This is a genomic window from Serratia sp. X10 (assembly GCF_017811775.1).
In the GTDB taxonomy this organism is placed as follows: Bacteria; Pseudomonadota; Gammaproteobacteria; order Enterobacterales; family Enterobacteriaceae; genus Serratia; species Serratia ureilytica.
In genome coordinates this window covers 475,019-495,577 of sequence record NZ_JAEIOH010000003.1, presented here as the reverse complement: position 1 = coordinate 495,577, position 20,559 = coordinate 475,019, and the positions used below count along the sequence as shown (strand labels likewise).

Below are 20,559 nucleotides of genomic sequence, written 5' to 3'. Positions count from 1 at the left end.
GGCCTTTTTCACCGTACCCGATGGATGTTACACCTAACGCCGTCTATTTTGTAGTATCGACCCCCTGCGAGGTAAAACCGATGGAAATCAGAGCGGCGCGTCTGGGCGACCGGCACGCTATCGCCGAATTGATGACGGCGTTGGGCTATCCCGGCACCGAGGCGTTTCTGACGCAGCGCATGCAGCAACTGTTGGCGCACCCGGACGAGGCGCTGCTGGTGGCGGTGGATGGGGCGCAGGTGCTGGGCGTGTTGTCGCTGCATTTTCTGCCGCAGCTGGCGTTGGCCGGCGACATTGGCCGCATCAGCTATTTTTGCGTCGACGATCGGGCGCGCGGCGCGGGCGTAGGGCGGCGGTTGTTGGCGGAGGGAGAGGCGCTGGCACACCGTCGCGGCTGCGATCGGTTGGAGGTTCATTGCCACAGTCGCCGCGAGCGGGCCCATGCGTTTTACCTGCGCGAAGGCTTTGTTGAAGCGCCGAAGTATTTTGCCAAGTTATTAAGTTAGTGAGTTAATCCCCTGGCGACACTGCCGTTTCCAGCCGGTTGCGGCCGTTTTGCTTCGCCCGATAGAGCGCGCTGTCGGCCGCTTTCAGCCAGTCCAGATAGCCGCCCAACGCGGGGTGGTAGTTGGCGATGCCAGCGCTGATCTGCAGCCGCAGCTGTGGCGCCTCTTTGAAGATAACGGCGTCCAGTTGCTGCTGGATGCGCCGCAGGACGGTTTCCGCCTGTTCGGCGCTGGTGTTCGGCAGCACCGCGCCAAACTCGTCGCCGCCGTAGCGCCCGACGATATCCACGTTGCGCAAGCCAATCAGCAGCTCTTCCGCCAGCGCCGCCAGGGCCTCATCCCCCAAAGCATGGCCGAAGGTGTCGTTGATGGTTTTGAAGCGGTCGATATCCATCAGGATCAGCGTGGCGTTGTCCTGGTAGCGGCGGCAGCTGTCGAACTGACGATGCAGCAGATGCTCCCAATGGCGGCGGTTGTACAAGCCGGTCAGCCCATCGCGGGTGCTGATGCGTTGCAGTTCCTGTTTTTTTTCCGCCAGCCGTTTGGCGGTGCGATAGGTCACCAGCCCGAGCAGCGTCGGGTAAAGGTAGATCATCGGCAGGCACAGATAGATCTGCAGCGGCGTGCTGTGCGGGTGGAACGGGAAGCCGAGCAGCGCGCCGGTCAGCGCCGCTGCGGCCAGTTGAATCGCCAATCCTTTGACAAACAGCGCTTTGCCGGCTGAAGCGATGTTATTCATGCTCATCATCGACAGGATGACGATGGCGGGCAGCGCGTTGAACGCCATCATCGCCGCCCAGAAGCCGCCGAAAGCGGAGTCGATCAGCAGGTTGCGAATTTCGGCTTTGAACGGATCTTGGGCGCGGCAGGCCAGGCGGTACGCGAGATGCGGCCAGAGAAAGCCGTGAAAGGCCAGCAAGAGCCAGACCGCCGTGGGCGGAGCCAGGGGATAGAGTGCGACACAAACGCAGATAAAGCCGAGCCCCAGACCGACGGCGCGGGGCAGGTAGGTGCGTTTGGCGAAGCTGAGGCCGGATTTTCGGGCATCGAAAATGGGTGGGGCAATATACATCCGGCATCTCCCTGATGAGTATCATGGCAGCGTATCATGCGGGTGATAAACTAAGAATAGTCTGGGATTCACGCCGTGAAGCCGTGTGGCATTCCTGCGACGGATCTCACTCTGTTACATGTTGCGGTTGTGCCAGCCAAAGGAAAGTCGCTAAATATTCGCAGGCAAGGTCAGTTTTTCTCGCTGTTCACGCAGCGCTCTATGATAAGAAGGTGAGTATGGAAGGTATCAGCATTACCAAACTTCTGGTGATTGCGGTGTTGGTGATTTTACTGTTCGGCACCAGCAAACTACGCACGCTCGGCGCCGATCTTGGCGCGGCGCTGAAAGGCTTTAAAAAAGCCGTGGGCGATGACAGCACGCCGCCGGCCGCCGGCAACAACGCCGCCGAAAGCCAGTCCGCTCAGCAGAGCGTCGAAAAGAAAGACGTTTAACCCCGTCTGACCGCGCGCAATAAAAAACGGATGCCTTGCGGACATCCGTTTTTTGGCGTTTCCGCCGTCTATAGCGTAACAAACTATTACGCGTTATTTCACTTCCATCCCTTTGGCCTGCAGATCGGCGTGGTAAGACGAACGCACGAACGGGCCGCAGGCGGCGTGGGTGAAGCCCATCGCCATCGCTTCTTCTTTCATCTCGTCAAACTCGGCAGGGCTGACGTAGCGCTGCACCGGCAGGTGGTGGCGGCTTGGCTGCAGGTACTGGCCCAGCGTCAGCATGGTCACGCCGTGGCGACGCAGATCGCGCATCACTTCAATGATTTCCGCGTTGGTTTCACCCAGGCCGACCATCAGGCCGGATTTGGTCGGGATATCCGGGTGCGCTTCTTTAAAGCGCTCCAGCAGCTTCAGCGACCATTCATAGTTGGCGCCCGGACGCACCTGACGGTAGACGCGCGGCACGTTTTCCAGGTTGTGGTTGAATACGTCCGGTGGCGTGGCGGTGAGGATCTCCAGCGCGCGGTCCATACGGCCGCGGAAGTCCGGCACCAGCGTTTCAATTTTGATGTTCGGGCTTTTGGCGCGGATGGCCGAGATGCAGTCGGCAAAGTGCTGAGCGCCGCCGTCGCGCAGATCGTCGCGGTCAACCGAGGTGATCACCACGTAACGCAGCGCCATGTCGGCGATGGTTTGCGCCAGCTTTTCCGGCTCGTTGGCGTCCGGCGCGATCGGGCGGCCGTGGGCCACGTCGCAGAACGGGCAGCGGCGGGTGCAGATGGCGCCGAGGATCATAAAGGTGGCGGTACCGTGGTTGAAACACTCGGACAGGTTAGGGCACGAGGCTTCCTCACAGACGGAGTGCAGGCCGTTCTTGCGCATCGCGGCTTTGATGCCCTGAATGCGCGTTGAGTCGGCAGGCAGTTTGATCTTCATCCACTCGGGTTTACGCAACAGCTCCTGCCGTTCGGTGACCACCGTTTTGACCGGGATCAGCGCCATTTTGTCAGCATCGCGGTATTTGACGCCGCGTTCCATCTGAATTGGTTTACTCATAATCGTGCAGGTTCCAGTTACGAAGCTCGACCGTCTGGTAGCCGAGTAAATGAACAAATTCCTGTACCAGGATTGGGTGTATGTCTTCAATGCCAACGCCGGGCGCCAGCGCGCTGACCTGCGTCATCTGCATGCCGGCGTAACCGCAAGGGTTGATGCGTTGGAAAGGGCTGAGATCCATCGCCACATTCAGGGCCAGGCCGTGGAATGAGCTGCCTTTGCGGATCCGCAAACCCAACGAACAGATTTTCTGCTCCCCCACGTACACGCCGGGCGCATCCGGACGGGCGCGCGATGCGAGACGGAAGTGGGCGAGGGTGTTGATAACCGTATCTTCTATCGCCGTGACCAATTGACGTACGCCGACCTTGTTGCGTTTCAGATCGACCATCACGTACATCACCTGCTGACCCGGCCCGTGGTAGGTCACCTGGCCGCCGCGATCGCTCTGGACAACCGGGATGTCGCCGGGCATCAGCACATGTTCGGCTTTGCCAGCCTGGCCCTGGGTGAACACCGGGTGATGCTGCACCAGCCACAGCTCGTCCGGCGTGGTCTCGGTACGACCGTCGGTAAAGTTATGCATGGCTTGGGATACAGGCGCGTAGGGCTGCAACCCCAGCTGACGCAAAATGATCTTGTCTGGTTGCAAAAGAGTCATCGTCAGGTTACAGAAGTGGTAAAGCCATTATACCGGGCGCTCCGGTCTGCGACCAGCCTTTCGCTGACCAAAAATGCGCAACCCGGGAAGACGCTGCGCCATCCCGGGTTGATAAGCAGGGGTTTATGCTGGAATTACAGCACCATGCGAACAATTTCAATGTTGCCCAACTCTTCGTACAGGGTTTCGACCTGCTCGATGTGAGTGGCATTGATGGTGATGGAGACGGAGTGGTAGTTGCCTTTGCTGCTTGGCTTGACCTGCGGGTTGTAATCGCCCGGCGCATGGCGCTGCACCACTTCAACCACCTGGTCAACCAGCTCTGGCTGCGCCAGGCCCATCACCTTGTAGGTAAACGAGCAAGGGAATTCGAGCAGTTCGTTCAGTTTAGTTTTTTGCATGTGCGTGCGCTCCAGAGTGCTAGCTAATCTATAAAGTATAACTCCCGCCGGGGCGGGAGTTAGTGTTATTCACTATATGGGGACGATTTCGCCCGTTTCAACCGTTAACCGAACCAGTGATGGAACATCAGTTTGATGTAGTCCACGATGCGGCTGAAGAAGCCGCCTTCTTTCACTTCGTTCATCACCACCAGCGGACGCTGGTCGATGGTTTTGCCGTCCAGCTGGAAGTTGATGCTGCCCACCACCTGGTTTTTCGCCAGCGGCGCGTGAATTTCCGGCGTGTTCAGCACGTAGCTGGCCTTCAGATCTTTCATGCGGCCGCGCGGAATGGTCAGGTAGACGTCTTTGTCCACGCCCAGCTCAACGCGGTCGGCATCGCCGAACCAGACCGGCTCGGAGGCGAACTCTTTACCGACTTTCAGCGGCGCCACGGTTTCGAAGAAGCGGAAGCCCCAGGTCAGCAGTTTCTTGCTTTCGGCTTCACGGCCTTTGTAGGTGCGGCCGCCCATCACGGCGGAGATCAGGCGCATTTGGCCTTCGGTCGCCGAAGCCACCAGGTTGTAACCCGCCGCGTCGGTATGGCCGGTTTTGATGCCGTCGACGTTCAGGCTGTTATCCCACAGCAGACCGTTGCGGTTCATCTGGCGGATATTGTTGAAGGTGAACTCTTTTTCTTTGTAAATCGCGTATTCTTCCGGCACATCGCGGATCAGCGCCTGGCCGATCAGCGCCATGTCGCGCGCCGAGCTGTATTGGCCCTGCGCATCCAGGCCGTGCACCGTCTGGAAGTGGGTATTCTGCAGGCCCAGCTTGCTGACGTAGGTGTTCATCAGGTTGACGAAGGCATCCTGGCTGCCGGCGACGTAGTCGGCCATCGCCACGCAGGCGTCGTTACCGGACTGCAGGTTGATGCCGCGGGTCAGTTTGGAGACCGGCACGCGATCGCCCGGCTTCAGGAACATCAGCGAGGAGCCTTTGAACACCGGGTTGCCGGTCGCCCAGGCGTCCTGGCCGACAGTCACCAAATCGTCCTGGCCGATTTTGCCCGCTTTCAGCGCCTGGCCGATGACGTAGCTGGTCATCATTTTGGTCAGGCTGGCCGGATCGCGACGCGCATCGGCGTTCATCTCGGCCAGCACCTTGCCGGAGTTGTAATCAATCAGGATGTACGCTTCCGCATCGATCTGCGGGACACCTGGGATCATGGTTTTGATGTTAACGTCATCGGCGTGCGCAACGGAGGCTGCGCTCATTGCGATAACGGTGCCGAGGGCGATGCTTTTGATTAAGCGAAAAGAAGTTACTTGTTTCATGATCGGGACTACAACATCCGTGAAAGTAAAGTTAAAAAACGAGCCACACTATAGCAGATGCGATCCCGGCAGGCATTACCCATTCATCTGACTAATTGCGGTTAGTGCCCTTTTAGCTGCAAGAAAATGTTTCAGCTAAATAACCGCTTATCGGCCGTGAATGCCCGCCGGGCTTAACGCTCAGGGTGCAGCAGTAACGAAAGACTGTTGTTGCGCTTCGCTGGCCAGGCGTTGCTGCAGCTGGGCCGCCTGTTGACGGCTGCTGAACGGGCCAAGCTGGACGCGATAAACGTTGCCGTTGGCCGCTACTTTGCCCGGCACGCCAAACTGTTGGCTCAGGCTCTGTTGCCAGCTCTGGGCGCGCTCGGCGCTGCTCAGCGCACCGACCTGCACCACGTAGCCGCCGGAAGAAGCGACGGCAGCCGTGCCGACAGCCGCAGCGCCGGCCGCGACCGGTGCGGCCACCGCGGCGGCTTCAGGTTCGGAACCTTCCAGCACCCCGGCCGGCACCGCGCTCGGCGCGCCGAGGAAACCGCTGCGGCCGTTGGCGGCATTGCCGCCGGCTGCAGGGGCGCTGTTGTCGTCGGTGCGCAGGGTGCTGTTATCGATCGGGCGCACCGCCGCGCCGCTGGCGATCGGCGCCTCCTGTTGAATAGGGGTGCCCATGCCGCTGGAGCCGAGATCCGGACGCGCCGGCAGGGCGTAGCTCTGTTTCGCCACGATGGTGCCGATGGTGCCGGGGCCGCTCAGCGTGCCGTCGGGCGCCACGTTGATGAAATCGACCTTGACCTTGGTGTTGTTGGACAGGTTGAGGCGGTCGGCGGCGGCTTTCGACAGATCGATGATGCGGCCCTTGGTGTATGGCCCGCGATCGTTGACGCGCACCACCAGCTGACGGCCGTTGGCCAGGTTAGTGACGCGCACATAGCTTGGGATTGGCAGGGTCGGATGCGCCGCCGTCAGGCCGTTGGGGTCAAACTGCTCACCCAGTGCCGTGGTGTTGCCGTTGGCTTCTTCGCCATACCAGGCCGCCAGGCCGGTCTGCGAGAAGTTCTGCGGATCTTTTACGATGCGGTAAGTATCGCCATTAACCTTATAATCCTGCATGTTATTAGGGTTATAGGGTTCATATTGAGGCTCGACGCCGCCGATTTCCACCACCGGGCCGTTGTACGGCTGCGGAGGGGCTTGCTGTTCCGTGGTCGGGGCGGTACAGGCGGAGAGCAACACCGCCGCGACGCCGATCCAAAGCCATTCCTTACGCATTACTCACCTCTTATAAACTTTTAGACAGCATTTTCCGATGCGTGTGGATCGACATGATGATGCCGAAACCGGCCATCAACACTATCAGCGCCGAACCCCCGTAACTGACCAGAGGCAAAGGTACGCCAACTACCGGCAAAATGCCACTGACCATACCGATGTTAACAAAGACATAAACGAACAAAATCAGCATCAAGCCGCCGACCATGACGCGGCCAAAGGTGGTTTGCGCCTTGGCGGCGATCATCAGCCCGCGGATGATCACCAGCAGGTAAAGCGCCAGCAGCACCAGTACCCCGATCAGCCCCAGCTCTTCGGCCAGGACGGCGAAGATAAAGTCGGTATGGCGCTCCGGCAGAAACTCCAGCTGCGACTGGGTGCCGTGCAGCCAGCCCTTGCCGGACAGGCCGCCGGAGCCGATGGCGATCTTGGATTGAATGATGTGATAACCGGCGCCGAGCGGGTCGCTCTCCGGATCGAGCAGCATCATGACGCGGTCGCGCTGATAGCCGTGCATCAGGAAGAACCACAGCACCGGGATGAAGGCCGCCAGCGCGACGGCGGCGACGGCGATCAGCTTCCAGCTCATGCCGGAGAGGAACAGTACGAACAGGCCGGAAGCGGCGATCAGGATAGAAGTGCCCAGATCCGGCTGCGCGGCCACCAGCAGCGTCGGCAGGAAGATCAGCACCAGCGCGATGGCGGTGTTTTTCAGCGAAGGCGGACAGACGTCGCGGTTCATAAAGCGCGCCACCATCAGCGGCACGGCGATCTTGGCGATTTCCGACGGCTGGAAGCGCACTACGCCGAGATCCAACCAGCGCTGCGCGCCTTTACTGATCTGCCCGAAGGCGTCCACCAGGATCAGCAAAATCACGCAGAAGATATACAGATAGGGCGCCCAGCTTTCGTACACACGCGGCGGGATCTGCGCCATGACGGCCATCACGATCAGCCCCATGACGATCTGCCCGATCTTGCGCTCCATCATGCCGATGTCCTGGCCGCTGGCGCTCCACATCACGAAGGCGCTGTAGACCAACAGGGCCAGGATCAGCAGCAGGAACGTCGGGTCGATGTGGATTTTGGTCCAGATCGAGCCTTTTTGTTGGCTTTCAGTCATGTTCTACCTTAGTCACCTTCTACGCCAGGCGGCAGCGGGGCCTCGCTTGGCAATTGCGTATTGTTGTCGCCCAGCAGAATGTGGTCGAGGATCTGGCGGGTGATAGTCCCCACCGCCGGACCGGAGCCGCCGTTTTCCAGGATGATGGCGACCGACACCGTCGGGTTGTTGAACGGTGCGAAGGCGGTCATCAGTTTGTGATCGCGCAGGTGCTCCGCCAGTTTGTGGGCGTTGTAGGTTTCATAGCCGAATACCTGTGCGGTACCCGATTTCGCCGCGGCTTTATAAGGTGCGTCCGCAAAGTATTTGCGCGCCGTCCCGTTCGGACGGTTGGCCACACCGTACATGCCGTCTTTGGCAATTTCCCAGAAGCCGGAGTGAATATCGCCGATCTGCGTGTTTTCTTCCTGTTTGAACGGCACCAGCGCGCCGTTGATGCGGGTGCTCTGCAGCAGGTGCGGCGTTTTGACGGTGCCGTCGTTGATCAGGGTGTTCAGCGCCTTGGCCATCTGGATCGGCGTCGCGGTCCAGTAACCCTGGCCGATGCCTACCGGAATGGTGTCGCCCTGATACCACGGTTTTTTATAGCGTTTCTGCTTCCATTCGCGCGTCGGCATCAGGCCGGAGCGCTCTTCGGACAGATCGATGCCGGTGTACTGGCCGTAACCGAATTTGGTCAGCCAGGTCGACAGCCGATCGATCCCCATGTCATAAGCGACCTGGTAGAAATAGGTATCTGCGGACTCTTCCAGCGCCTTGGTGACGTTCAGGCGGCCGTGGCCCCATTTCTTCCAGTCGCGAAAGCGTTTTTCCGAGCCGGGCAATTGCCACCAGCCGGGATCGAACACCACGGTGTTTTTGGTGATCACCCCGGCGCTCAGCGCCGACACCGCGATATAAGGCTTCACCGTCGAGGCGGGCGGGTAGACCCCTTGGGTGGCGCGGTTGATCAGCGGGCGATTCGGATCGTTCAGCAACCCCTGATAGTCCTTGCTGGAAATGCCGTCGACGAACAGGTTCGGATCGTAGCTCGGGTTGGAGACCATCGCCAGGATGGCGCCGGTGCGCGGATCGCTCACCACCACCGCGGCGCGGCTGCCGACCAACAGCTGTTCGATATAGCGCTGCAGGTTAAGATCGAGCGTCAGGTAGACGTCCTGACCGGCGGAAGGCGGCTGTTCGTGCAATTGGCGGATCACCCGGCCGCGGTTGTTGACCTCGACCTCTTCATAGCCGGTTTTGCCGTGCAGCGTGTCTTCGTAATAGCGTTCGATGCCCAGCTTGCCGATATCGTGGGTGGCGGCGTAGTTGGCCAGTTTGCCGTCTTTGTCCAGCCGCTCGACGTCGCGATCGTTGATCTTCGACACGTAGCCGGTGACGTGGGTGAGGGCGGAGCCGTAGGGGTAGTAGCGGCGCTGGTAGCCTTTCACTTCCACGCCCGGGAAACGGAACTGATTGACCGCAAAACGGGCGACTTGCACCTCGGTCAGCGCGGTTTTCACCGGAATGGAGACGAAACGGCGCGAGCGCTTGCGCTCTTTTTCGAAATTGGTGATGTCGTCATCGGTCAAGTCGACCACCGGGCGCAGTGCCTGCAGCGTGGCTTTGAGATCGTCGACCTTTTCCGGCATCAGTTCCAGCTGATAAATGGTGCGGTTGAGCGCCAGCGGAGTGCCGTTGCGGTCGTAGATGATGCCGCGGCTGGGCGCGATGGGCACCAGCTTGATGCGGTTTTCGTTGGAGCGGGTGCGGTAATCCTCGACGCGGACCACTTGCAGATTATACAGGTTGGCGATCAGGATGCCGGACAGCACCAGGATGACCAAGAACGCCACCAGGGCGCGGCGTACAAACAGGGCGGATTCAGCCGTATAGTCGCGAAAAGGGTTACGTTCTATTTTCATCCCGCTGCTTTATTTCACTCTGTCACGGTCACCACCGGCTATTCCCGGTGGTAAGGATGATTTGTAGTAATACTCCAGGCGCGGTAGAGGCTTTCGGCCACCAGGACGCGCACCAAAGGATGCGGCAGTGTCAACGGAGAAAGCGACCAACTCTGCTCGGCAGCGGCTTTGCAGGCGGGCGCCAGCCCTTCCGGGCCGCCGATCAGCAAGCTGACGTTGCGGCCATCCTGCTTCCAGCGCTCAAGCTGCTGCGCCAGCTGCGGCGTTTCCCACGGCGTGCCTGGGATATCCAGCGTAACGATGCGGTTGCCTTTGCCCACCGCCGCCAGCATTTGTTCGCCTTCCTTGTCCAGAATGCGTTTGATGTCGGCGTTTTTGCCGCGTTTGCCGGCCGGGATCTCGGTCAGCTCAAACGGCATATCTTTGGGAAAGCGGTGCAGGTAATCCATAAAGCCGGTTTGCACCCAGTCTGGCATTTTGGTGCCGACCGCCACCAATTGCAGTTTCACCGCTTAGCTCCAGAGTTTTTCCAGCTCGTACAGGCGACGGCTTTCTTCCTGCATCACGTGCACGATCACTTCGCCCAGATCGACCACGATCCAGTCGGAGGCTTCCTGGCCTTTCATGCCAAACAGCTCCATGCCCGCGGCGCGGGATTCCTGCACCACGTGGCTGGCGATCGACATCACGTGGCGAGTCGACGTGCCGGTGCAGATGATCATGCAATCGGTGATGCTGGATTTGCCCTGTACGTCCAGAGCGACAATGTCTTGGCCTTTGAGGTCATCGATTTTATCGATGACGAAATCTTGGAGCGCTTTACCTTGCAAAGGTTCCCCCTCGGGTGTGTTCTGTTCAGTCGGCTGCGGCGGGCAAAATGCGCGCGCCGCGGCGTAACCGGATAAAGGTTTCGGCAGGCTGCCGCTGAAAGCCAGCTAACTGGTGACTGCCCGGCCAGCTAAGGTTTCCGGGGTTTTCAGCGGATACCTGAAAAATAGCGGCGCAGTATATCACGCACCTTTCGCTAGCGATATAAACCCTGCAACTCGATATAGCGCTGCACCGGGCGCGGCAGCAGATCGTCGCAGTTGAGACCCTGATGGCGGCGCTGGCGGATCTCGGTGGCGGAAATTTCCAGCTCCGGCGTATCGGCCAGATAGATATGGCCGTGCGGGCGGCGGCTGAGCAGCGCCGGGTCGGCAGTGCGATGACGTTCCAGCCACTGCTGCAGTTCCGGCGTGTCCATGCGATCGTTATAGCCCGGGCGCGCCAACACCAGCAGATGGCAGACGTCCAACAGCGCCTGCCAGCGGTGCCATTTATGCAGCGTCAGCAGCGAGTCCTGGCCAATAATAAACGCCAGCGGCTGGGCGGCGCCACGCTCTTTACGAATCGTTTCCAACGTCTCGATGGTGTAGGAGGGGGTGGTGCGATGCAGTTCGCGATCGTCGACCGCGAACAGCGGATTGCCGGCGATCGCCAGCTCGACCATCTTCAAGCGCTGCTGTGCGTTGGCCTCGGGCTGCGGGCGGTGCGGCGGCACGTGGTTAGGCAGCAGCGTGACGCGATTCAGGCCCACTTCGGCGGCCAGCGCCTCCACCGGCCGCAGATGGCCGTAGTGGATCGGATCAAAGGTGCCGCCAAACAGCGCGTGCAATACGGTGGGGTGTTCCGGATTAGTGGGCATCGGTAAAACTCGTGGCCAGGGGTTTGCCGCACAGCAGCATCGACAGGGTTTCCAGTTCCGGCCAGACCGACTGGCCATAGTCCTGCTTGAGGGTCAGCTCGATTTGCGTCAGCAGCTGTACCGCTTGCTGCAGCTGGGCGCCGGACAGGCGTTGCAGCGCCTGGGTCACCAGCGGGCGACGATTCTGCCAGACCTTGTGCTGGTCGAACAGCGTGCGCAGCGGCGCGGACGTCATGCGGCGCTGCAGCGTCAGCAACAGCAGCAGTTCGCGCTGCAGGGTGCGCAGCAGGATCACTGGCTCGACATCCTCTTGCTGCAGCTGCTGCAAAATATGCCAGGCGCGCTTGCTCTTGCCGGCCAGTAAGGCGTCCAGCCAGTGGAACGGCGTGAAGTGGGCGGCGTCGTTCACCGCCTGCTCGACGCGCGGCAGGGTGAGCTTGCCGTCCGGGTGCAGCAGCGACAGCCGCTCCAACGCCTGCGACAGCGCCAGCAGGTTGCCTTCGTAGCAGTAGCACAGCAGCTGATTGGCGGCGTCGTCTAACTCCAGCTTCATCGCCTTGGCGCGCGCGGCGACCCAGCGCGGCAGCTGTGCCTGCTCCGGCGTCTGGCAACTGACGAGGGCGCCGTGCGGGCTGAGCGCCTTGAACCAGGCGCTGTTTTCCTGCGCTTTGGTGAGGCGCGGGCCGCGCAGGATCAGCAGAATATCCTCGTGCAGCAGGGTGGCGAGCTTGGTCAGCTGTTCACCGATCGGCGCCGTTGGGCCGTTTTCCGGGAAAATCAGCAGCAGCGTCTGGCGGCTGGCGAACAGGCTCATCGCCTGGCAGATGCTAAAGATGGCGTCCCAGTCGGTATGGGCGTCGAGGGAAATGCTGTAGTGCTCGCTGAACTGCTGCTGCTGCGCGGCCTGCCGGAGCAGATCCTGGCTTTCCTGCAGCAGCAGCGGTTCATTGCCGCTCAATAAATAACAAGCGCGCAGCCCCTCTCGGAGCTGCGCGGCAAGTTGTTCCGGATAAATGCGGATCATTGTGCGGTTTGGCTTGCCGCTCGTTCGCCAGCGGCAGCGGCTTTCTGCCGGTTTTCTTCTTCCGCCGCGTGCACGGTCAGCAGTTTGCGTACCAGCTGTTGCGCCGCCTGCTCACGCATTTCCTGGCGAATGATCTCCTGCTCGGAGTCTTTGGCCAGCGCGGTCAGCGGGTTGTCGAAGAACGAACGGAACACTTTCACCGACAGCGGATACAGGTCGTGGCCCGGGAGCAGCACCTGGGCCTGCACGGTCAGCACCAGCTGATACTCGGCGGTTTTACCGTCCTGGAAGATTGAAGCGGTATCCTGGCTTTCCGTCGCGCCGAGGATGCGCAGAGAAGGCACGTCTTTACGCTTCGGATCGCTGACGATGGTCACGTCGTTCAGACGCAGCTGCTCACGCACCGCGCGCGTCAACGGACCATAAGGGTCGGCGCTGTCCAGGATCAGCGTTTTCATTTCATTAGGCACCTGCGTGGTGCCACGCAGGTGAAAACCGCAGCCGGCGGTGACCAGCACCGCCAACCCCAGCAACAGCGTCAGAATACGTTGTCGCACAACTCCTCCTTGTGTTAACCCACAACCAGGTTAAGCAGTTTGCCCGGAACGTAGATCACTTTGCGAATCGTGACGCCGTCCAGATATTTAGCCACCAGATGCTCTTCGGCAGCGCGCGCGCGCACTTGCTCTTCGGTCGCATCGGCAGATACGGTGATTTTAGCGCGGACCTTGCCGTTCACCTGCACCACCACCAGCTTGGAGTCTTCGACCATCGCCTGCTCGTCGGCAACCGGCCATGGCGCGGTGTCCACGTCGCCTTCGCCGCCCAGCGCCTGCCACAGGGCGAAGCACACGTGCGGGGTGAACGGATACAGCATGCGAACGACGGCCAGCAGCGCTTCCTGCAGCAGCGCGCGATCCTGCTCGCTCTCCTGCGGCGCGCGGGCCAGTTTGTTCATCAGCTCCATCACGGCGGCGATCGCGGTGTTGAAGGTCTGGCGGCGGCCGATATCGTCGGTCACTTTGGCGATGGTTTTGTGCAGATCGCGGCGCAGCGCTTTCTGCTCTTCGTTCAGCGACGCCACGTCCAGCGGCTGCACCGCGCCTTTTTCCACGTGATCGTAGGCCAGTTTCCATACGCGTTTCAGGAAGCGGTTAGCCCCTTCCACGCCGGATTCCTGCCACTCCAGCGTCATTTCTGCCGGTGAAGCGAACATCATGAACAGACGCACGGTGTCCGCGCCGTATTTTTCCACCATCTCCTGCGGGTCGATGCCGTTGTTCTTCGACTTCGACATTTTGCTCATGCCAGCATAGACCAGTTCACGGCCTTGCGGATCGGTGGCCTTGATGATGCGGCCTTTGTCGTCGCGCTCGACGGTGGCGTCAACCGGGGATACCCAGACGCGCTCGCCGCTGTTGCCGGTGTAGTAGAAGGCGTCGGCCAGCACCATGCCCTGACACAGCAGGCGCTTGGCCGGCTCATCGGAATCCACCAGGCCCGCATCGCGCATCAGCTTGTGGAAGAAGCGGAAGTACATCAGGTGCATGATGGCGTGCTCGATGCCGCCGATATATTGATCGACCGGCAGCCAGTAGTTGGCGGCGGCCGGATCCAGCATGCCCTGGTCATACTGCGGGCAGGTGTAGCGCGCGTAGTACCAGGAGGACTCCATAAAGGTGTCGAAAGTGTCGGTTTCGCGCAGCGCCGGCTGGCCGTTGACGGTGGTCTTCGCCCACTCAGGGTCGGCCTTGATCGGGCTGGTGATGCCGTCCATGACCACGTCTTCCGGCAGGATCACCGGCAGTTGGTCTTCCGGCGTCGGCATCACGGTGCCGTCTTCCAGGGTCACCATCGGGATTGGCGCGCCCCAGTAACGTTGACGGGAAACGCCCCAGTCGCGCAGACGGTAATTGACCTTGCGCTGGCCGACGCCTTTGGCGACCAGTTTGTCGGCGATGGCGTTAAAGCCCGCTTCGTTGTCCAGACCGTCAAACTCGCCGGAGTTGAACAGCGCGCCTTTGTCGGTCATCGCTTCGGCGCTCACGTCAGGCTGGCTGCCGTCGAGGTTCAGGATCACCGGTTTGATCGGCAAATCATATTTGGTGGCGAATTCCCAGTCGCGCTGGTCGTGCGCCGGCACCGCCATCACGGCGCCGGTGCCGTATTCCATCAGCACGAAGTTGGCGACCCACACCGGCAGCTTCTCGCCGCTCAGCGGATGGACAACGAACAGGCCGGTCGGCATGCCTTTCTTTTCCATCGTCGCCATTTCGGCTTCGGCCACTTTGGTGTTGCGGCATTCGTCGATGAAGTTGGTCAGCGCCGGGTTGTTGCGCGCGCCCTGTTGCGCCAGCGGGTGACCCGCGGCGACCGCCACGTAGGTGGCGCCCATGAAGGTGTCGGGACGGGTGGTGTACACCGTCAGCTTCTCTTCGCTGCCAGCCACGTCGAAGGTGATTTCCACGCCTTCGGAACGGCCAATCCAGTTGCGCTGCATGGTTTTCACCTGCTCAGGCCAGCTTTCCAGCGTGTCCAGATCGTTCAGCAGCTGATCGGCGTAGGCGGTGATTTTGATGAACCACTGCGGGATCTCTTTACGCTCGACCTTGGTATCGCAGCGCCAGCAGCAGCCGTCGATAACCTGTTCGTTGGCCAGCACGGTCAGATCGTGCGGACACCAGTTCACCGCTGAGGTCTTCTTGTAGACCAGGCCTTTTTCATACAGCTTGGTGAAGAACCACTGTTCCCAGCGGTAGTATTCCGGCTGGCAGGTGGCGATTTCGCGATCCCAGTCGTAGCCGAAGCCCAGCAGTTTCAGCTGGTTCTTCATGTATTCGATGTTGTCGTAGGTCCACGGGGCCGGTGCGGTGTTGTTTTTCACCGCCGCGCCTTCCGCCGGCAGGCCGAACGCATCCCAGCCGATCGGCTGCAGTACGTTTTTGCCCAGCATGCGCTGATAGCGCGAGATCACGTCGCCGATAGTGTAGTTACGAACGTGGCCCATGTGCAGTCGGCCGGACGGGTAAGGCAGCATGGATAGGCAGTAGTACTTTTCCTTGCTGTCGTCTTCGGTAACTTTGAAAGTCTGCTTCTCTTGCCAGTGAAGCTGTACGTTCGATTCTATGTCTTCTGGACGGTATTGCTCTTGCATGGCGGCCGGTGGTCCTGTAGGTGTAAACCGTTGCCCCGGTCAGAGGCAACGCAATGAACATTTAGTATTCGTAGATCCGCATAGCATAGCTGATAAGACCTCCCGGCAACAACTCCAAGCGCCTGACTCGGCGCATTTAAAAAAAACGCCGCTATGACGCGGCTCACAACCTGCGGATCCCGCGTCTTGCCAAGTGACATCAGTCATTTACGGCTAAAATAAGAACAAGTAGCTTAAGGGTATCCCCATGGCCAAGTCCGGCGCAGCGTTTATCGAGGAGAGTCTATGAACAAGGTTGCTCAGTATTACCGCGAATTGGTGGCATCGCTGACCGAACGTCTGAAAAACGGCGAACGCGATATCGACGAACTGGTGGCCAGCGCGGAGCGGCGGTTGAACGAGGCCGAAGATCTGACGCGCGACGAGGTGCGGCAGGTGACGCAGGCGGTGCGGCGCGATCTGGAAGAGTTCGCCCGCAGCTATCAGGAAAGCCGGGACGAGTTTACCGACAGCGTGTTTATGCGGGTGATTAAGGAGAGCCTGTGGCAGGAACTGGCGGATATCACCGATAAAACCCAGTTGGAGTGGCGCGAGGTGTTCAAGGATGTCAGCCACCACGGCGTGTATCACAGCGGTGAAGTGGTGGGGCTGGGCAATCTGGTCTGCGAGCAGTGTCACTACCACCTGGCGTTTTACACGCCGGAAGTGCTGCCGCTCTGCCCGAAATGCGGTCACGACCAGTTCCAGCGTCGGCCATTTGAACCCTGATGACGTCCCCCGCCGCGGCGGGGGACGCTGACGTTTACCGTTAACGGAACAGTTTCTTCAGCAGGTTGCTCAGGAAACCGCCGCTGACGGCTTCCTGGGCGACGTTTGCCGGCGCCGGTGCGCTGGCCGGGACGGCGACGCCAGCCGGGATTTTCTGCGCGACCGCGATGCGGCTGTCCTGGGCGGCTTTCTCCGCCGCTTCCGGGCCGTAGGCGAAGCCTTCCGCCAGCACGAATTCAACGTCGGTGATGCCGATAAAGCCCAGGAACAGTTTCACGTACGGGGTGATCAGATCCGTCGGCGTGTCGGCGTGGATGCCGCCGCGGCTGGAGATGACGATCGCTTTTTTGCCCGTCACCAGCCCTTCGGCGCCGGCGGAGGTGTAGCGGAACGTCTGACCGGCGCGGGCGATCAGATCGAAGTAGATCTTCAGCTGCGTCGGGATGTTGAAGTTGTACATCGGGGCGCTGATGATCAGCGTGTCGTGCGACTTCAGTTCGGCAATCAGCTCATCGGACAGCGCCAGGGTGCTTTGCTGATGCGGCGTCAGCGGTTTGTCGCCGGCGGTAAAGCCGGCCATCACTTCGCCATCCAGCTCCGGCAGCGTTGGGTTGGCCAAGTCGCGCACGGTGAAGGTGTCTTCCGGGTGAGCTTCACGCCATTGTTCGACAAAAAAATCGACTAATTTTCCAGACTGGGAATATTCACCCAGAATGCTTGATTTCAGGACCAGTACGCGGCTCATTGGCTTATCTCCAGGCGAAGTGTAATCGGTAACGATGTCAATCGGTGTAAACGCATGGTAGAGGCAAGCCATCAACAGTGATAGCGCAAAAATTCGCTGAGTTAAATCAAAAAAGTTGAATGAGGGCGCGAGCGCGCCCCGAGAGGATCAATAACGCGCGACGCGCTCGGCCAGCAGATCGATAAAGCCTGCGCGATCGATGCCGGTCAGCACTTCCACGTTGGCCGCGTTGCCGGTTTGCTGGAAATAGTCCACCACCGTCATGCCGACGGTGTATTCCCCTTTGGTTTCCACACCGACCCAGCGTTCAACGCCGGTAAACAGCTGCGGCGCCAGCAGCCAGGCGATGGTGCAGGGATCGTGCATCGCCGCGCCAGGCAGGCCGCGCGGGTGGCTGAGATACAGTGGCAGGTAAAAATCGAGCATCTCCGCCACCGCCTGCGCGACCGGATTGGCTATCTGACGAATGCGCTCGATATCCTGCGGCAGCACCAGCGCCTGGTGGGTGACGTTCAGGCCGGCCATGGTCAGCGGCACGCCGGATTTCAACACCATCTCGGCGGCTTCGGGATCGACGAAGATATTGAATTCCGCCACCGGCGTGGTATTGCCGGCATTCATGCCGCCGCCCATAAATACGATGCGCTCGATACGGCTTTTCAGCTCGGCGTGCTGGGCCAACAGCAGGGCGATGTTGGTCATCGGGCCGGTCACCACCAGGGTGATTGGCTGCGGGCTGGCGCGCAGCAGGTCGGCGATCAGCTCGACGGCGCCGCGGGGATCGGGTTTGAGGGTCGGCGTCGGCAGGTGGGTGTTGCCCATGCCGGTTTTGCCGTGGACATAGTCGGCGATCACCAGCTCGCGCATCAGCGGGCGAGCGGCGCCGGCGGCGACAGGGATGTCCTCGCGCTGCATCAGGGTCAACAGACCCAGCGCGTTATGCAGGGTTTTCTCCGGCGTCTGGTTGCCGGCGGAGGTGGTGATGGCTTTGACGTCCAGCTCCGGCGAGCGCAGCGCCATAGCCAGCGCGATGGCGTCGTCGAGGCCGGGATCGCAATCGATGATAATAGGGCGGGGCATGTTCTTTCTCCTCTGTTTGTTATCCGGCGAGCATCGGATCAAAAACGAGGAGATACAAGCGCTTTTCGTGCCGGGAGAAAAGATGCGCCCCTGGCGGGGCGCATAGCGAGAACTTAGTGCAGGATCTTGGCCAGGAAGTCCTTGGCGCGATCGGACTCGGGGTTGTTGAAGAAATCGTCTTTGTTGCGGTCTTCGACGATTTTGCCTTCGTCCATAAAGATCACGCGGTTCGCCACCTTGCGGGCGAAGCCCATTTCGTGGGTCACCACCATCATGGTCATGCCTTCGTTCGCCAGCTCGACCATCACGTCCAGCACTTCGTTGATCATTTCCGGATCGAGCGCCGAGGTCGGTTCGTCGAACAGCATGGCGATCGGATCCATGCATAGCGCGCGGGCGATGGCGACGCGCTGTTGCTGGCCGCCGGAGAGCTGGCCGGGGAACTTGTTGGCATGGGCGGACAGGCCGACGCGTTCCAGCAGCTTCAGGCCCTTCTCGCGTGAGGCGGTCTTGTCGCGCTTGAGCACTTTTACCTGCGCCAGTGTCAGGTTGTCGATAATGGACAGGTGCGGGAACAGTTCAAAGTGTTGGAACACCATGCCGACCTTGGCGCGCAGCTGCGCCAGGTTGGTTTTCTTGTCGTTGACGGGCGTGCCGTTCACCAGGATGCTTCCCTGCTGGATCGGCTCCAGGCCGTTGACGGTTTTGATCAGGGTGGACTTGCCGGAACCTGAAGGACCGCAGACGACGACCACTTCGCCTTTTTTCACTTCGGTGGTGCAATCGGTCAACACTTGAAAGTGACCGTACCACTTGGAAACATTTTTCAGGGATATCATCAAACAGTCCTTTTCTTCAAATAGCTTACCAGCGCCGAGGCGGCGAGGCTGATAACAAAATAGACAAAGCCGGCGAACAGGATCATTTCAACCTGGGTGCCGTCGCGTTCGCCAATGGTCGATGCGGTGCGGAAGAAGTCGGCCAGGCTCAGTACGTAAACCAGCGAGGTATCCTGGAACAGTACGATGCCCTGGGTCAGCAGCAGTGGCACCATGGCGCGGAACGCCTGCGGCAGGATCACCAACCGCATGGATTGCCAATGCGTCATGCCCAGCGCCAACGCGGCGGAGGATTGGCCACGCGAGATGCTGATGATACCGGCGCGGATGATTTCCGAGTAATAGGCCGCTTCAAACAGGGAAAAGGCTACCATAGCCGAGATCAGGCGAATATCGGTTTTCGGCGACAGGCCTAGAACCTGTTGTAATAAGCTTGGAACCACCAGATAGAACCACAGCAGCACCATCACCAGCGGCACCGAGCGGAACAGGTTGACATACAGGGTGGCGAACCAGCTGATGGGCTTGAACGGCGACAGACGCATCACCGCCAGCACGGTGCCCCACAGAATGCCGACCACGATGGCGGTCACGGTGATCTTCAGCGTGATCGCCATGCCCTGCAGCAGATAAGGGAAGCTTGGGACGATCGACGCCCAGTCAAATTCGTACATTATTTACTCCCCAGGTTGCCAGGCAACTGCACTTTCTTTTCGACCAGACGCATAAACAGCATGATCACGGCGTTGATGCCGATATAAGCCAGCGTAATGGCGGTAAAGGATTCATAGGCGTGTGCGGAGTAATCCAACAGCTTGCCGGCCTGTGCGGCCATGTCCACCAGGCCGATGGTGGAGGCGATGGCGGAGTTTTTGACCAGGTTGAGCATCTCTGAGGTCATCGGCGGCACGATAACCCGGTAGGCGTTCGGTAACAGCACGTAGCGGTAGGTTTGCGGCAGCGTCAGGCCCATCGCCAACCCGGCGGCTTTCTGGCCGCGCGGCAGGGATTGAATGGCGGCGCGCACTTGCTCGCAAACGCGGGCGGCGGTAAACAGCCCCAGACAGAGCATGGAAGAGACGAAGAACTGCACGTTGGGATCCAGCTCGGTCTTGAACCAGGTGCCGATATTGGCCGGCAGCAGCTCGGGGATCACCAGATACCAGGTAAAGAATTGCACGATCAGCGGCACGTTGCGGAACAGTTCGACGTAACAGGTGCCGAGAGTGGAAAGAAAGCGGTTGGGCACGGTACGCAAGATACCGAACAGCGAACCGACGAAGAAAGCGATAATCCATGCACAGACGGAGAGGGCCACCGTGACCTGAAAGCCGGACCAGATCCAGCCGAGGTAAGTGGTGTTCCCAAACGGGGCCTGCTGCAGGAAGATACCCCAGTTCCAATCTATTGACATAACAAACTCCGATAAACGGGCGCAGGGCGCCGAAGAGTGATGACTTGATAGGCGCCGATCGCCGCGCGGCCAGTTGGGCTGGCTTGTTGCGTGCGGAGATCGGTGA

Annotated in this window: 22 protein-coding genes; 3 read left to right on the top strand and 19 right to left on the bottom strand. The window is 60.2% G+C overall.

Annotated elements, in window-relative coordinates; translation table 11 throughout:
- The first annotated feature begins 80 nt into the window (after nucleotides 1-80).
- Entirely contained in the window at nucleotides 81-506 is a 426-nt protein-coding gene (locus J9788_RS12760; RefSeq protein ID WP_182264981.1) for a GNAT family N-acetyltransferase, read from the top strand.
- 4 nt (nucleotides 507-510) lie between these two features.
- Here J9788_RS12760 and J9788_RS12755 read toward each other — a convergent pair whose 3' ends face one another.
- Nucleotides 511-1,578: a diguanylate cyclase gene (locus tag J9788_RS12755; RefSeq protein ID WP_182264980.1), complete on the bottom strand. Its 1,068-nt coding sequence runs from the start codon at nucleotides 1,576-1,578 to the stop codon at nucleotides 511-513.
- Nucleotides 1,579-1,796: 218 nt separating this feature from the next.
- On the opposite strand from J9788_RS12755, the gene tatA reads away from it, so the two are divergent.
- Nucleotides 1,797-2,012, top strand: coding sequence for a Sec-independent protein translocase subunit TatA (tatA, locus tag J9788_RS12750; RefSeq protein ID WP_004940019.1), 216 nt, complete (start codon nucleotides 1,797-1,799; stop codon nucleotides 2,010-2,012).
- Between the two features lie 93 nt (nucleotides 2,013-2,105).
- Here the strand turns inward: tatA and lipA are convergent, their stop codons facing one another.
- The 13 genes from lipA to leuS form a co-directional block, all read right to left on the bottom strand.
- Nucleotides 2,106-3,071 carry a lipoyl synthase gene (gene lipA / locus J9788_RS12745; RefSeq protein ID WP_004940018.1) on the bottom strand — a complete coding sequence of 322 codons (966 nt, stop codon included), beginning with the start codon at nucleotides 3,069-3,071 and terminating at the stop codon, nucleotides 2,106-2,108.
- A complete protein-coding gene (gene lipB, locus J9788_RS12740; protein WP_176445972.1) occupies nucleotides 3,064-3,732 on the bottom strand; it encodes a lipoyl(octanoyl) transferase LipB in 669 nt (222 codons plus the stop codon). Before lipB ends, lipA begins: the two co-directional genes overlap by 8 nt.
- A 134-nt stretch (nucleotides 3,733-3,866) precedes the next feature.
- Nucleotides 3,867-4,133, bottom strand: coding sequence for a DUF493 family protein YbeD (ybeD, locus tag J9788_RS12735; RefSeq protein ID WP_004940012.1), 267 nt, complete (start codon nucleotides 4,131-4,133; stop codon nucleotides 3,867-3,869).
- 104 nt (nucleotides 4,134-4,237) lie between these two features.
- Nucleotides 4,238-5,449, bottom strand: coding sequence for a D-alanyl-D-alanine carboxypeptidase DacA (gene dacA / locus J9788_RS12730; protein ID WP_004940010.1), 1,212 nt, complete (start codon nucleotides 5,447-5,449; stop codon nucleotides 4,238-4,240).
- A 180-nt stretch (nucleotides 5,450-5,629) separates the two neighbouring features.
- Nucleotides 5,630-6,715, bottom strand: a complete 1,086-nt coding sequence (rlpA, locus tag J9788_RS12725) for an endolytic peptidoglycan transglycosylase RlpA (protein ID WP_046896766.1) — start codon at nucleotides 6,713-6,715, stop codon at nucleotides 5,630-5,632.
- A gap of 10 nt (nucleotides 6,716-6,725) precedes the next feature.
- On the bottom strand, nucleotides 6,726-7,838 hold the full coding sequence (mrdB, locus tag J9788_RS12720) for a peptidoglycan glycosyltransferase MrdB (RefSeq protein ID WP_004940006.1): 1,113 nt from the start codon (nucleotides 7,836-7,838) through the stop codon (nucleotides 6,726-6,728).
- 8 nt (nucleotides 7,839-7,846) lie between these two features.
- Nucleotides 7,847-9,742 (bottom strand): peptidoglycan DD-transpeptidase MrdA, encoded by a 1,896-nt coding sequence (mrdA, locus tag J9788_RS12715; protein WP_033642160.1) that lies wholly within the window; start codon nucleotides 9,740-9,742, stop codon nucleotides 7,847-7,849.
- 38 nt (nucleotides 9,743-9,780) lie between these two features.
- The gene (rlmH, locus tag J9788_RS12710) at nucleotides 9,781-10,251 is read right to left on the bottom strand and encodes a 23S rRNA (pseudouridine(1915)-N(3))-methyltransferase RlmH (protein ID WP_004940002.1); all 471 of its coding nucleotides are present in this window, start codon (nucleotides 10,249-10,251) and stop codon (nucleotides 9,781-9,783) included.
- A gap of 3 nt (nucleotides 10,252-10,254) precedes the next feature.
- Entirely contained in the window at nucleotides 10,255-10,572 is a 318-nt protein-coding gene (gene rsfS / locus J9788_RS12705) for a ribosome silencing factor (RefSeq protein WP_004940001.1), read from the bottom strand.
- A gap of 194 nt (nucleotides 10,573-10,766) precedes the next feature.
- On the bottom strand, nucleotides 10,767-11,429 hold the full coding sequence (gene nadD, locus J9788_RS12700) for a nicotinate-nucleotide adenylyltransferase (protein WP_015376938.1): 663 nt from the start codon (nucleotides 11,427-11,429) through the stop codon (nucleotides 10,767-10,769).
- On the bottom strand, nucleotides 11,419-12,453 hold the full coding sequence (gene holA, locus J9788_RS12695; RefSeq protein ID WP_182264979.1) for a DNA polymerase III subunit delta: 1,035 nt from the start codon (nucleotides 12,451-12,453) through the stop codon (nucleotides 11,419-11,421). The genes nadD and holA overlap by 11 nt, the downstream gene beginning before the upstream one ends.
- Nucleotides 12,450-13,010, bottom strand: coding sequence for an LPS assembly lipoprotein LptE (gene lptE, locus J9788_RS12690; protein WP_046896768.1), 561 nt, complete (start codon nucleotides 13,008-13,010; stop codon nucleotides 12,450-12,452). Before lptE ends, holA begins: the two co-directional genes overlap by 4 nt.
- Nucleotides 13,011-13,024: 14 nt before the next feature.
- Nucleotides 13,025-15,607 (bottom strand): leucine--tRNA ligase, encoded by a 2,583-nt coding sequence (leuS, locus tag J9788_RS12685; RefSeq protein ID WP_182264978.1) that lies wholly within the window; start codon nucleotides 15,605-15,607, stop codon nucleotides 13,025-13,027.
- A 285-nt stretch (nucleotides 15,608-15,892) separates the two neighbouring features.
- Between leuS and J9788_RS12680 the strand changes: the two genes are divergently transcribed.
- Nucleotides 15,893-16,375, top strand: coding sequence for a zinc ribbon-containing protein (locus tag J9788_RS12680; RefSeq protein ID WP_025301844.1), 483 nt, complete (start codon nucleotides 15,893-15,895; stop codon nucleotides 16,373-16,375).
- Nucleotides 16,376-16,415: 40 nt separating this feature from the next.
- Here the strand turns inward: J9788_RS12680 and J9788_RS12675 are convergent, their stop codons facing one another.
- The 5 genes from J9788_RS12675 to J9788_RS12655 all read right to left on the bottom strand — a co-directional run bounded on the left by J9788_RS12675 (nucleotide 16,416) and on the right by J9788_RS12655 (nucleotide 20,453).
- Nucleotides 16,416-17,120: an FMN-dependent NADH-azoreductase gene (locus J9788_RS12675; RefSeq protein WP_033642164.1), complete on the bottom strand. Its 705-nt coding sequence runs from the start codon at nucleotides 17,118-17,120 to the stop codon at nucleotides 16,416-16,418.
- Nucleotides 17,121-17,267: 147 nt separating this feature from the next.
- Nucleotides 17,268-18,200 carry a pyrimidine-specific ribonucleoside hydrolase RihA gene (gene rihA, locus J9788_RS12670; RefSeq protein ID WP_046896770.1) on the bottom strand — a complete coding sequence of 311 codons (933 nt, stop codon included), beginning with the start codon at nucleotides 18,198-18,200 and terminating at the stop codon, nucleotides 17,268-17,270.
- Between the two features lie 113 nt (nucleotides 18,201-18,313).
- A complete protein-coding gene (locus J9788_RS12665) occupies nucleotides 18,314-19,039 on the bottom strand; it encodes an amino acid ABC transporter ATP-binding protein (protein WP_004939983.1) in 726 nt (241 codons plus the stop codon).
- Nucleotides 19,039-19,713 carry a glutamate/aspartate ABC transporter permease GltK gene (gene gltK / locus J9788_RS12660; protein WP_015376945.1) on the bottom strand — a complete coding sequence of 225 codons (675 nt, stop codon included), beginning with the start codon at nucleotides 19,711-19,713 and terminating at the stop codon, nucleotides 19,039-19,041. The genes J9788_RS12665 and gltK overlap by 1 nt, the downstream gene beginning before the upstream one ends.
- Nucleotides 19,713-20,453: an amino acid ABC transporter permease gene (locus tag J9788_RS12655; RefSeq protein ID WP_004939979.1), complete on the bottom strand. Its 741-nt coding sequence runs from the start codon at nucleotides 20,451-20,453 to the stop codon at nucleotides 19,713-19,715. Before J9788_RS12655 ends, gltK begins: the two co-directional genes overlap by 1 nt.
- Nucleotides 20,454-20,559 lie beyond the last annotated feature (106 nt).

What these genes read in the sequence shown, in the direction of transcription:
- mrdB (WP_004940006.1), bottom strand. Translation starts at nt 7,838, where the DNA reads ATGACTGAAAGCCAACAAAAAGGCTCGATCTGGACCAAAATCCACATC.
- mrdA (WP_033642160.1), bottom strand. Translation starts at nt 9,742, where the DNA reads ATGAAAATAGAACGTAACCCTTTTCGCGACTATACGGCTGAATCCGCC.
- J9788_RS12665 (WP_004939983.1), bottom strand. Translation starts at nt 19,039, where the DNA reads ATGATATCCCTGAAAAATGTTTCCAAGTGGTACGGTCACTTTCAAGTG.
- nadD (WP_015376938.1), bottom strand. Translation starts at nt 11,429, where the DNA reads ATGCCCACTAATCCGGAACACCCCACCGTATTGCACGCGCTGTTTGGC.
- ybeD (WP_004940012.1), bottom strand. Translation starts at nt 4,133, where the DNA reads ATGCAAAAAACTAAACTGAACGAACTGCTCGAATTCCCTTGCTCGTTT.
- J9788_RS12675 (WP_033642164.1), bottom strand. Translation starts at nt 17,120, where the DNA reads ATGAGCCGCGTACTGGTCCTGAAATCAAGCATTCTGGGTGAATATTCC.
- dacA (WP_004940010.1), bottom strand. Translation starts at nt 5,449, where the DNA reads ATGAAACAAGTAACTTCTTTTCGCTTAATCAAAAGCATCGCCCTCGGC.
- J9788_RS12755 (WP_182264980.1), bottom strand. Translation starts at nt 1,578, where the DNA reads ATGTATATTGCCCCACCCATTTTCGATGCCCGAAAATCCGGCCTCAGC.
- J9788_RS12680 (WP_025301844.1), top strand. Translation starts at nt 15,893, where the DNA reads ATGAACAAGGTTGCTCAGTATTACCGCGAATTGGTGGCATCGCTGACC.
- J9788_RS12655 (WP_004939979.1), bottom strand. Translation starts at nt 20,453, where the DNA reads ATGTCAATAGATTGGAACTGGGGTATCTTCCTGCAGCAGGCCCCGTTT.
- holA (WP_182264979.1), bottom strand. Translation starts at nt 12,453, where the DNA reads ATGATCCGCATTTATCCGGAACAACTTGCCGCGCAGCTCCGAGAGGGG.
- rihA (WP_046896770.1), bottom strand. Translation starts at nt 18,200, where the DNA reads ATGCCCCGCCCTATTATCATCGATTGCGATCCCGGCCTCGACGACGCC.
- lipA (WP_004940018.1), bottom strand. Translation starts at nt 3,071, where the DNA reads ATGAGTAAACCAATTCAGATGGAACGCGGCGTCAAATACCGCGATGCT.
- lipB (WP_176445972.1), bottom strand. Translation starts at nt 3,732, where the DNA reads ATGACTCTTTTGCAACCAGACAAGATCATTTTGCGTCAGCTGGGGTTG.
- leuS (WP_182264978.1), bottom strand. Translation starts at nt 15,607, where the DNA reads ATGCAAGAGCAATACCGTCCAGAAGACATAGAATCGAACGTACAGCTT.
- tatA (WP_004940019.1), top strand. Translation starts at nt 1,797, where the DNA reads ATGGAAGGTATCAGCATTACCAAACTTCTGGTGATTGCGGTGTTGGTG.
- rlpA (WP_046896766.1), bottom strand. Translation starts at nt 6,715, where the DNA reads ATGCGTAAGGAATGGCTTTGGATCGGCGTCGCGGCGGTGTTGCTCTCC.
- J9788_RS12760 (WP_182264981.1), top strand. Translation starts at nt 81, where the DNA reads ATGGAAATCAGAGCGGCGCGTCTGGGCGACCGGCACGCTATCGCCGAA.
- gltK (WP_015376945.1), bottom strand. Translation starts at nt 19,713, where the DNA reads ATGTACGAATTTGACTGGGCGTCGATCGTCCCAAGCTTCCCTTATCTG.